Origin of the sequence: Sphingomonas sp. 1185 (genome assembly GCF_040544655.1) — a bacterium.
In the GTDB taxonomy this organism is placed as follows: Bacteria; Pseudomonadota; Alphaproteobacteria; order Sphingomonadales; family Sphingomonadaceae; genus Sphingomonas.
The window spans coordinates 36,527-47,717 of record NZ_JBEPKL010000033.1; the positions used below are offsets into that span (position 1 = coordinate 36,527).

At 68.5% G+C, this 11,191-nt stretch carries 8 protein-coding genes; 4 read left to right on the forward strand and 4 right to left on the reverse strand.

Annotated features, from left to right (window positions below; all coding sequences use genetic code 11):
- Nucleotides 1-125 precede the first annotated feature (125 nt).
- Nucleotides 126-287: a DUF1674 domain-containing protein gene (locus ABIC44_RS17090; protein ID WP_307101913.1), complete on the reverse strand. Its 162-nt coding sequence runs from the start codon at nucleotides 285-287 to the stop codon at nucleotides 126-128.
- A 66-nt stretch (nucleotides 288-353) separates the two neighbouring features.
- Between ABIC44_RS17090 and ABIC44_RS17095 the strand changes: the two genes are divergently transcribed.
- The 4 genes from ABIC44_RS17095 (at nucleotide 354) to purH (ending at nucleotide 6,048) form a co-directional block, all read left to right on the forward strand.
- Nucleotides 354-1,700, forward strand: a complete 1,347-nt coding sequence (locus tag ABIC44_RS17095) for an RsmB/NOP family class I SAM-dependent RNA methyltransferase (protein ID WP_502959862.1) — start codon at nucleotides 354-356, stop codon at nucleotides 1,698-1,700.
- Nucleotides 1,701-1,733: 33 nt separating this feature from the next.
- On the forward strand, nucleotides 1,734-2,390 hold the full coding sequence (gene rpe, locus ABIC44_RS17100) for a ribulose-phosphate 3-epimerase (RefSeq protein WP_354296681.1): 657 nt from the start codon (nucleotides 1,734-1,736) through the stop codon (nucleotides 2,388-2,390).
- 5 nt (nucleotides 2,391-2,395) lie between these two features.
- On the forward strand, nucleotides 2,396-4,138 hold the full coding sequence (locus ABIC44_RS17105) for a heparinase II/III family protein (protein WP_307101917.1): 1,743 nt from the start codon (nucleotides 2,396-2,398) through the stop codon (nucleotides 4,136-4,138).
- 290 nt (nucleotides 4,139-4,428) lie between these two features.
- Nucleotides 4,429-6,048: a bifunctional phosphoribosylaminoimidazolecarboxamide formyltransferase/IMP cyclohydrolase gene (gene purH / locus ABIC44_RS17110; RefSeq protein WP_309691454.1), complete on the forward strand. Its 1,620-nt coding sequence runs from the start codon at nucleotides 4,429-4,431 to the stop codon at nucleotides 6,046-6,048.
- A gap of 138 nt (nucleotides 6,049-6,186) precedes the next feature.
- On the opposite strand, the gene ABIC44_RS17115 is transcribed toward purH, so the two are convergent.
- The 3 genes from ABIC44_RS17115 to ABIC44_RS17125 all read right to left on the reverse strand — a co-directional run bounded on the left by ABIC44_RS17115 (nucleotide 6,187) and on the right by ABIC44_RS17125 (nucleotide 10,967).
- Complete coding sequence (locus ABIC44_RS17115) at nucleotides 6,187-7,701, reverse strand: lipopolysaccharide biosynthesis protein (RefSeq protein ID WP_307101920.1); 1,515 nt, start codon at nucleotides 7,699-7,701, stop codon at nucleotides 6,187-6,189.
- Nucleotides 7,702-7,738: 37 nt separating this feature from the next.
- The gene (polA, locus tag ABIC44_RS17120) at nucleotides 7,739-10,513 is read right to left on the reverse strand and encodes a DNA polymerase I (RefSeq protein ID WP_354296682.1); all 2,775 of its coding nucleotides are present in this window, start codon (nucleotides 10,511-10,513) and stop codon (nucleotides 7,739-7,741) included.
- A gap of 127 nt (nucleotides 10,514-10,640) precedes the next feature.
- Nucleotides 10,641-10,967 (reverse strand): DUF2251 domain-containing protein, encoded by a 327-nt coding sequence (locus tag ABIC44_RS17125; RefSeq protein ID WP_354296683.1) that lies wholly within the window; start codon nucleotides 10,965-10,967, stop codon nucleotides 10,641-10,643.
- Nucleotides 10,968-11,191 lie beyond the last annotated feature (224 nt).

Here is an 11,191-nt window from a genome sequence, read left to right on the forward strand (position 1 = left end):
GGGAGGGGATGGGGGAGGGTTCGGAGTCTCACAGAGACCATCGCCGGCGGCCGAGCCCCCACCCCAAACCCCTCCCCCCTACCGGGAGGAGGGGCTTTAAGGAGATGAGGGGCTTAAAATGGCGATCAAAAATCGACCGCCACCCCCTTCAATTCCCAATCCCCGTAGCGCACCGGATTCTTCCCCAACGGGTCGTCCTGCGGCTCGGGCTTGGCCTCGGGCTGCGGCACCGGAGTATTCTGCGACAGATAGGCGGGCGGCTTCACATGGTCGGGGCGCTGGCCCATGGGCGGTCCTTTCGACTAAGGGGCAATGATTGCAGCCCATGTCGGGGCTGACAGGAGTTTTGCCAAGTGACACGCCCCCCCCAATCGCCTTCGCGCCCCGGCCGTCCCGATCGTCGCGGGCCGCCCAAGGGCGGCGACCGGCGCGGGGGACCGCAGCGCCCCTCTGAACCGCTGGGCACCGCCACCCGCCGCGCCGCCATCCGCCTGCTCGACGCGGTGCTGCGCCGGGGCGAACCGCTGGAGGCGGCGCTCGCCTCGGCCACCCGTGCGCTGGCGGGTGGGCCGGATCGGGGGCTGGCGCATGCCATCGCGGCGGAGACGCTGCGCCGCCTGCCCGATCTGGACGCGCTGATCGACTCGGCGACGAAGCAGCGGCTGCCCGATGATGCCAAGGCGCGTTTCGCGCTGCGCATCGCGCTCGTCCAGGTGCTGGCGCTGGGCACGCCGCCGCACGCCGCGATCGCGACCGTGCTGCCGCTGGTCGATGGCGGCCCGCGCAAGCTGGTCCACGGCGTCTTCAGCACCATCACCAAGAGCGGCGTGCTGCTCCCCGAAATCCCCGCGCTGCCGCCCGCGACCGAGATGCGCTGGGAAGAGAATTGGGGGGAGGAGATGGTGGAGGCCGCCGCCCACGCCATCGCAGCGCCGCCGCCGCTCGACCTGACGCTGGCCGATCCGTCCGCGACCGACGAATGGGCGGAAAAGCTGGGCGGGGTCAGCCTGCTCCCCGGCCATGTCCGGCTGCCCTCGGGCAATTCGGTGATGGAATTGCAGGGCTTCGACGAAGGCGCCTGGTGGGTGCAGGACCTCGCCGCCTCGATTCCCGCCCGTCTGCTGGGGCAGGGGCCGGGCCATGTGCTCGACCTGTGCGCCGCGCCGGGGGGCAAGACGTTGCAGCTTGCGAGCGCGGGCTGGACCGTCACCGCGATCGACCAGTCCGAATCGCGACTCGCCCGCCTGGCCGAGAATCTCGATCGCACCGGCCAGTCGGCCGAGGTCGTCACCGCCGACCTGCGCGAATGGAGCCCGAAGGGGCAGGTCGACGCGATCCTGGTCGATGCGCCGTGCAGCGCCAGCGGCATCTTCCGCCGTCACCCCGACGTCCTCTACCGCGTCCGCCCCGCGATCATCGCCGAGATGGCGGAGTTGCAGCGGGTGATCCTGGCCCGCGCCGCCGACTGGCTGAAACCCGGCGGGACGATGGTCTATGCCACCTGCTCGCTGGAGCCCGAGGAGGGCGAGCGGCAGATCGCGGCGTTCCTGGCCGAGCGGCCCGATTATGCGCTGTCGCCGATCGCGGGCGAATGGCCGGGGATCACCGACCAGGGCACGATCCGCACCCTGCCGACGATGCTCGCAAGGGAAGGGCGGCTCGACGGGTTCTTCATCGCGCGGCTGCAACGCAAAGGCTGACTTGGGCGCGATAGGACGTTAAGGACAAATGCCATGCTCCCCGTCCGTATCGCACCCTCCATCCTGTCCGCCGATTTCGCCAAATTGGGCGAAGAAGTCCGGGCCATCGACGCCGCGGGCGCCGACTGGATCCATATCGATGTGATGGATGGGCATTTCGTGCCCAACATCACCATCGGCCCGGCGGTGGTGAAGGCGCTGCGCCCGCATACGGACAAGCCGTTCGACGTGCATCTGATGATCTCGCCTATCGACGCCTATCTGGACGCCTTTGCCGAGGCGGGGGCGGACACCATCACCGTCCATCCCGAGGCGGGCCCGCACATCCACCGCACCATCCAGCATATCAAGGGGCTGGGCAAGCGCGCCGGGGTCGTGCTGAACCCTGCCACGCCCGCCAAGATGCTGGATTATCTGATCGACATGGTCGACCTGGTCCTCGTCATGAGCGTGAACCCCGGTTTCGGCGGCCAGAGCTTCATCGAGAGCCAGCTCAAGAAGATTTCGGCGATCCGCAAGATGATCGAGCATTCGGGCCGCTCCATCGACCTGGAGGTGGATGGCGGCGTCGATCCGGCCTGGGCGAAACGCTGTATCGAGGCGGGGGCCGACGCGCTGGTCGCGGGAACGGCGGCCTTCCGGGGCGGTCCGGACCAGTACGCCGCCAACATCGCCGCCCTGCGCGGCTGAGCGCGATGCGGAGCGGGATCGAGGGCGGGTCCACCCCGCAGGCTGCCGACAGCATCGAGGAAGGCAAGCGGCTGGTCCGTGTCGGCACCGGCGGGCTGTCGCTCGCCGACCGGTTGAGCGAGCATCTCCACCGGCTGACCTGGCGCACGCCGCTGCATTCGCTGCGGCTGAAGGGGCGGCATCCGCTCAAGCTGATGGCGGTGCCCGAAGACCCGATCCTGGGCGATATCGAGCGCGGTCATGCCCTCCTCGGCGGGGTGCTCGACTGGCGCGGCGAGGAGCGCGGGGTCGAATCGATCGATTTCGCGCATCCCGACTGGTCGAGCGGCTTTGCCGACCATCTGCACGGCTTTGCCTGGCTGCGCGACCTGTCCAGCGTCGCGACGCGGGCGCAGGGGGCGCCGATCGCCGAATATCTGATGGGGCGCTGGCTCGACGCGTTCGGGGACAAGGTCGATCCGGTGGCGTGGCGGCCCGATCTGTGGGGCCGCCGCATCCTGTTCTGGACCGCGCATGCGCCGCTGATCCTGTCGTCGACCGATCTCGTCTATCGCTCGCGCGTGCTCAACACGCTGGCGCGCGGCGCGCGGCATCTGGATCGCGGTGCGGACAAGGCGCCCGCCGGGGTCGCGCGGATCGCGGCCTGGTGCGGCGTCGTCGCGGCGGGACTGCTGCTGGCGGGGGGCGATCCGCGCCAGGCGTTCGGCGAGGCGGGGCTGAACCGCGCGCTCGACACCGGCCTGTTCGCCGATGGCGGCGTCATCGCGCGCAGCCCGGCGGTGCAGCTCGACGCGGTCATGCTGCTGACCATGATGCGCGAGGTCTATGACGCGCGCGGGCTGGCCTTTCCGGAGGCGTTCCAGGCGCGGTTGCAGAAGATGATCTCGGCGCTGCTCGGCGTGATGCATGGCGACCGCGCGCTGTCGAGCTGGCAGGGATCGGGCCCCGAAACGCCCGAGAAGATCGCCGCCGTCATCGAGGCGTCGGGCGTGCGCACCCGGCCGCTGCGCCAGGCGGGCGACTGGGGTTATCAGCGACTGGCGGCGGCGCAGACCGTGCTGGTCATGGACGCCGCGCCCCCGCCCATCGCGCGCGCGATCGAGGGGGGCTGCGCCTCGACGCTGGCCTTCGAGTTTTCGGACGGGGCGCAGCGGATCGTCGTCAATTGCGGCGGCGCGGGCGCGACCGTGGCACAGGTACCCGCCAGCCTCGCGCATGGCCTGCGCACCACGGCGGCGCATTCGACGCTGGTCCTGGGCGATTCCAACTCCACCGCGATCCATGCCGACGGCACGCTGGGCCGCGGCGTCGCCGAGGTCGAGCTCAGCCGCCAGGAATCGGACGCGGCCAGCCGGATCGAGGCGAGCCATGACGGCTATGTCCGCCGCTATGGCTTTCTCCACCGCCGCCAGCTCCTGCTGACCGGCGACGGACGCGAGCTGCGCGGCGAGGACGCGCTGTTGCCGCAGGGGCGCAAGCGCCAGGCCGGATCGACCCATTTCGCGCTGCGCTTCCATCTGGGCGACGGGGTCGAGGCGGTCATCACCGCCGAGAGCGGGCAGGCGATCCTGCGGCTGGACGACGGCGCGCTGTGGCAGTTCCGCTGTCGCGGCGGCACGCTGGCGATCGAGGAGTCGCTGTGGATCGACGGCACCGGCCGCCCGGTCGCGACGCAGCAGCTGGTCGTGACGGGCGAAACCCCGGCGGGTGGCGCGCATGTCAGCTGGGCGTTCAAGCGGGCGCTCTAAGCGCATCAGCACGAAGAGCGCCCGCCCCGGCGAAGGCCGGGGCCCAGCCGAACAACGAAATTCCTCCCCTGCAAGGGGAGGTGGCAGGCCGAAGGCCTGACGGAGGGGTGTCCCGCTCGGTGAGCGACAGCTGCTCTCGCAACCGGTGACACCCCTCCACCATGCTGCGCATGGTCCCCCTCCCCTTGCAGGGGAGGAAAGGCGCACACCCCGAATCACATTTTGCGCTTCGGCGAATCGGAGTCTATCGGGGCCGCAAACTCTCCCCAGCATGTAGGACCCGCAGCCCGATGGCCGTTTCGCTCCCCTCCGCTCCCTCCGTCGACACCGTGCCGGTCCGCCGCGCGCTGCTGTCGGTGTCCGACAAGACCGGCGTCATCGACCTGGCGCGCGCGCTGGCCGAGCGCGGGGTCGATCTCGTCTCGACCGGCGGCACCGCCAAGGCGATCCGCGATGCGGGCCTGCCGGTCCGCGACATCTCCGAAGTGACGAACTTCCCCGAGATGATGGACGGTCGGGTCAAGACGCTGCACCCGATGGTCCATGGCGGCCTGCTCGCGGTGCGCGACGATCCCGCGCATGCCGCCGCGATGACCGAACATGGCATCGGCGCGATCGATCTGGTCGTGGTCAACCTCTACCCCTTCCAGCAGACGGTCGCGAAGGGGGCCGAGCGGCCCGAGATCATCGAGAATATCGATATCGGCGGCCCGTCGATGGTCCGTTCGGCGGCCAAGAACCATGGCTATGTCTCGATCCTGACCGATCCGGCGGACTATGCGGATTTCCTGGCCGAACTCGCCGCGAATGACGGCGCCTCGACGCTGAAGACCCGCCAGCGCCTCGCCGCAAAGGCCTTTGCCGCCACCGCCGCCTACGACTCGGCGATCGCCCAGTGGTTCGCCTTCGCCGACCAGGGCGAGGCGTTCCCGGCCACCCTGCCGCTCGCCTTCACCCGCCACCCCGAGACGCTGCGCTATGGCGAGAACCCGCATCAGGTCGCCGCGCTCTATCTGCCGCAAAAGGGCGGTCAGGGCATCGCCCAGGCCGAGCAGCTGCAGGGCAAGGCGCTGAGCTACAACAACCTGAACGACGCCGATGCCGCGCTGGAGCTGGTCAGCGAATTCATCGACGGCCCGCCGACCGTGGTGATCGTCAAGCATGCCAACCCCTGCGGCGTGGCAAGCGGCGAGACGCTGCTCGAGGCGTATCAGGCGGCGTTCGCCTGTGACACGGTGTCGGCGTTCGGCGGCATCATCGCCTGCAACCGTCCGCTCGACGCCGAGACGGCGGAAGCGATCTCGGGGATCTTCACCGAGGTGGTGGTGGCGCCCGACGCGAGCGCGGAGGCGCGCGCGATCTTCGCGAAGAAGAAGAACCTGCGTCTGCTGCTGTCGGGCGAACTGCCCAACCCGTCGCGCCCCGGCCTGATGATGAAGTCGATCGCGGGCGGCCTGCTGGTCCAGAGCCGCGACAATGGCCGCCTGACCGACGACATGCTGAAGGTCGTCACCAAGCGCGCGCCGACGGCGCAGGAACTGGCCGATTGCCGCTTTGCCTGGACGGTTGCCAAGCATGTGAAGTCCAACGCGATCGTCTATGCCAAGGGCGGCTCGACCGCCGGTGTCGGCGCGGGCCAGATGAACCGCCTGGAATCGGCGCGCATCGCGGCGTGGAAGGCCAAGGACGCCGCCGACAAGGCGGGCTGGGCCGAGCCGCGCACCATCGGTTCGGCGGTCGCCTCGGACGCCTTCTTCCCCTTCGCCGACGGCCTGCTCGCGGCGGTCGAGGCGGGCGCTACGGCGGTGATCCAGCCGGGCGGCTCGATCCGCGACGATGAAGTGATCGCGGCGGCGGACGAAGCCGGGCTGGCGATGGTGTTCACCGGCATGCGCCACTTCCGGCATTGATCCGAAAAAGGCCCCTTCCGAAGCGTTCGGAAGGGGCCTTCTTATGCCCGACCCATAGCCCAACCGTTCACGCTGAGCGTAGTCGAAGCGTCATCCCATGGCCTTCGACTTCGCTCAGGCTGAACGGGCGTTGGGGCGTTACCGCGTGATCCCGCCCGCATGGGGCAAGGTGGCTTCCTCCGCGCTCGGCGCCTTGCCGAACAGCGCGCGGTCCGCCGGACCAAAGGCCCAGCGCCACAGCACCAGCAGATAGGTCGCCGCGATGGCGGGCTCGCCGAACAGCAGTTCGGCCCATTCCAGCCGCTTGGGCAGCAGCGTGAAGGCCCCGCCCACGACGATCGCCGCCCCCGCCGCCCAGAGCAGCGGCCAGCGGAAGGGCGAGACGGGCGCGTTCAGGATGCCCGACAGCACCCGTGCCTTGATGACCGAGGTCATCGTCACGCTCATCGCCAGCGCCACCGCCGGGCCCGCCGCCGCCCAGGTCTGCGGCCAGCCGAGCGCACGCATGCCCAGGATCAGCGCGAAGCTGAGGCCGATCTGCACCCCCAGCATCGCGATCGAGATCATCAGGTTGCGATGCCGCGCGGTATAGACCAGCGCCGATTCGCACACCGCGCCGGTCGAGGCCAGCACCTCGGCGAACAGTAGGAAGGCCAGCGCGGCGGTGCCCGACACGAATTGCGGGCCGACCACGCCCATCACGCCCTCGCCGGGGATCGATCCCATCAGCGCCAGACAGCCCTGCGCGGCCATGATCCAGAACGCCACCTGCCGCACCTGCCGTGCGATCGCGCCCATGTCGCCATTGGCCAGGCTCTGGGTGATGACCGGGCCCAGGATCGGGTCGAAGCTGGTCTTCAGCTTCTGCGGCAGCGAGGCGACCTGCTGCGCCATATAATAGATGCCGACGATGCGCGGCTCGAACATCACGCCCAGGATGAATCGGTCGACATTGCGCGTCCCCCATTCCAGCGCGTCCGCCCCTGCCAGCGGCGCATTGGCGCGGGCGAGCGCGAAGACGCGGGCGAGGCGCGGGCTCCAGCCATGCGGCAGGCCATAGCTGCGCAGGAACGGCACCAGGCTGGCGATCAGCGCCGCCGTCATCGACGCGACATAGGACAGGACCAGGCCGTCGCGGATCGTGAAGAAGGAAAAGACCCAGGCCGCGATCGAGATGGTCCAGGGCTCGACCACCGCGCGCGCGGTGACCGTCGCCTTGACGTTCAGGCGATAGGCGAGCGCGGCGAGGCTGACGTCCGACCAGGCGATGGCGACGATGATGCAGGGCAGCCACCGGTCCAGCCCGGTGATCGCGCTGTTGGGATAGAGCAGCTCGGGAAAGGTCCACAGCACCGCGCTCGCCAGGACCGAGGCCAGGAAGGCGAGCGCCATCGCGTCCCACACGACATGGACATGCGGCCGCTCGGTCGAGGACAGCGCCTGCGCCAGCCCGCGCTTCATGCCCAGCGTCGCGATCAGCGCCGCCAGCTCGACCACGACCACCGCGATGGCGAAGCGGCCGACCAGATCGGGGCCGTACATGCGCCCCGCGATGAACAGAAAGGGGATGCGCGCCGCCAGCCGCAGCGCGAAGCCCGCGATATTGGTCCGCCCGCCCTTGGCGAGCGTATCGATGTCCTTGCTCTCGGCCATCAGCCGCGACGATTTCGGGCGAGGGGGCGCGGACAGGTCAATGCGCCGCGCCCCAGCTCTTGCCGAAGCCGATCTCGACGCCCAGCGGCACCGACAGCGACACCGCCGGTTCAGCCGCGCCCGCCATGACGTCGCGGATGACCGCACCGGCCGCCTCGGCGTCCCCCTCGGGCGCCTCGAACACCAGTTCGTCATGCACCTGGAGCAGCATCCGCACATGGCCCAGCCCGGCGGCGGCGAGCGCGGGTTCCATGCGGACCATGGCGCGCTTGATGATGTCGGCGCTGGTGCCCTGGATCGGCGCGTTGATCGCGGCGCGCTCAGCCCCCTGGCGCTCGCCCTGGTTGCGTGAGGCGATGCGCGGGAAATGCGTCTTGCGACCGAACAGGGTCTCGGTGAAGCCCTTCTCGCGCACGCTCGACAGCGTCTCGGCGATATAGCGGTTGATGCCGGGGAAACGCTCGAAATAGCGGTCGATCATGGCTTGCGCCTCGTCCGCCGACACGTCGAGGCGACCCGCAAGGCCCCAGCGCGAAATGCCGTAGAGAATGGCGAAGTTGATCGTCTTGGCCCGCCCGCGCGTGTCGCGATTGACCTCGCCGAACAGCTCCTTGGCGGTCAGGCTGTGGATGTCGTCGCCATTGGCGAACGCGTCGCGCAGCGCCGGGACGTCCGCCATATGCGCGGCGAGGCGCAATTCGATCTGCGAATAGTCGGCGGCGATCAGGACATGGCCGTCCTCGGCGATGAACGCCTCGCGCAGCTGCCGCCCGACCTCGGTGCGAATCGGGATGTTCTGGAGGTTCGGCTCGGTCGAGGACAGGCGCCCGGTCTGCGCGCCGGTCAGGCTGTAGCTGGTGTGGACGCGGCCGGTCTTCGGGTTGATCTGCGCCTGGAGCGCATCGGTATAGGTGCTCTTCAGCTTGGATAGCTGGCGCCATTCCAGGATCTTGCGCACGATCTCCGCCGCCTCGCCGCCGTCACGGGCCAGGCGTTCGAGTTCGGTCACGTCGGTCGAATAGACGCCCGACTTGCCCTTGCGCCCGCCCTTGAGACCCAGCCGATCGAACAGGATCTCGCCCAGCTGCTTGGGGCTGCCGATGGTGAAGGGGGTGCCCGCCATGGCGTGGATTTCACCCTCCAGCGCGGCGATCTGCCCGGCGAATTCGGTCGAGAGCTGCGACAGGCGCTCGCGATCGACCTTGATGCCGCGCCGCTCCATGCCCGCGATCACGGGGACGAGCGGGCGGTCGACCATCTCGTACACGCGCGTCGCCTGCTCCATGGGGAGCCGCGCCTTGAAGCGCTTCCACAGCCGCAGCGTGACGTCGGCATCCTCGGCGGCGTAGCGGGTGGCGGTCTTGAGATCGACCTCGTGGAAGCCGAGCTGCTTCTTGCCGGTGCCGACCACCTCCTTGAAGGCGAGGCAGGTGTGCGACAGATGCGTCGCGGCCAGTTCGTCCATGCCATGGCCGTGCAGCCCGGCGTCGAGGTCGAAGCTCAGCACGATCGTGTCGTCATGCGGCGCGACGGCGATGCCGCGTTCGCCCAGCACGATCATGTCGAATTTCAGATTCTGGCCGATCTTCAGGACCGACGGGTCCTCGCACAGCGCCTTGATCCGCTCGAGCGCCGCCGCGACCGGAATCTGCACCGGCACTTCGGCCAACAGGTCGGTGCCGCCATGCCCCAGCGGGATGTAGCACGCCTTGTTGGGCGCCAGGCACAGGCTGATCCCGACCAGTTCGGCCTGGGTCGCGTCGGTCGAGCTCGTCTCGGTATCGATCGCGATAAAACCCTGATGGCGGGCGTCCGCGACCCACTGGTCGAGCGTCTCGAGGTCCTGCACCGTGGTATAGCCGTCGAGATTGCACGGCTCGTCATCGTCCATCGGCGCGGCCGGAGCGGCCTCTCCGGCGACAGGCGCGGGCGCGGCGTCGTCGGTGATCTGCCCCATCTTGGCGATCAGCGAGCGGAAGCCATGATGCTCCAGAAAGGCGCGCAGCGGCGCATCCGGGATGGTCGGATGCAGCGCCAGCTCCTCCAGCGGCTGCGGCAGCGGCGCGTTGCATTCTAGCGTGACCAGCCGTTTCGACAGCCGCGCATTCTCGGCATGTTCGATCAGATTGTCGCGCAGCTTGCCCTTCTTCATCTCGGGCGCGGCGGCGAGGACGGATTCCAGGTCGCCATGCTCGACGATCAGCTTGGAGGCGGTCTTGGGGCCGACGCCCGGCACGCCCGGCACGTTGTCGACGCTGTCGCCCATCAGCGCGAGCACATCGCCCAGCTGCTTGGGGCCGACGCCGAACTTCTCGACGACATACGCCTCGCCCAGACGGCGGTTGTTCATCGTGTCGAGCATGTCGAGGCTGCCATCCTCGACCAGCTGCATCAGGTCCTTGTCGCCCGAGACGATCGTGACCTGCCACCCTTGCGCCATCGCGGCGCGGGCATAGCAGGCGATCAGGTCGTCGGCCTCCAGCCCCGCTTCCTCGATGCAGGGCAGCGAGAAGGCGCGGGTGGCGTCGCGGATCATCGGAAACTGGGGGACCAGATCGGGCGGGGGCGGGGGCCGGTGCGCCTTATACTGGTCGTACATGTCGTTGCGGAAGGTCTTGGACGACTTATCGAGGACCACCGCCATATGGGTCGGCCCATCGGCGGCGTTGATCTCGTCCACCAGCTTCCACAGCATGGTGGTATAGCCATAGACCGCCCCCACCGGCTCGCCATGCTTGTTGGTCAGCGGCGGCAGGCGGTGATAGGCGCGGAAGATATAGCCGGAGCCGTCGACGAGATAGAGATGGGGCATGATCCGCGCGGTTTAGCGGAACAGAGAGAGGGTAAACAGCCCCTGATCGCACCGGTTTTCGATGGCTGTGGCGGATGGGCCACGATGGGGGTGGCTTCGATCTCTGCCTCGCAAATGTCCCGTTCGGTCAGAACAGCCGAAAATCCTCGTTCATCACGAAGCGCCCTTTCGGTTCATCACCATGCGTTTCGAAGATTGCCGTCAGAACGTCGCCCACGAAAAGGCCTGCAACGGAAGAAACCGCACTCCACCGCACCCGCACAGGAGCATCGGAGCGAATCGGGATCGCAGGGCTAATATCCAATGCAGCGATGATCGCATTCCCTGCGGGTTTGCGCATGTCCAACAGGTAGAAATATGCGCTTTCATCATCGCGCTCGAAAACGACGCCAAACTGTCCCGTGGCTTGGATGGCGCTTTCATAGATGTCGATCACCACGAAATGGTGCGGCAAATCTTCCTCCCCTGCAAGGGGAGGGGGACCAGCGAAGCTGGTGGAGGGGTGTCGCCCTATCGAGAGCGGGACACCCCTCCGTCAGGCCTGCGGCCTGCCACCTCCCCTTGCAGGGGAACTGTTTACACCGGCCGCATTGTGGATTCTTGTCCGTTCCTGTGATTTGAGACGGGGGGATGGAATGCGTTGCCCAAGGTGTGATGGGACTGACCTGATCAAGCGGG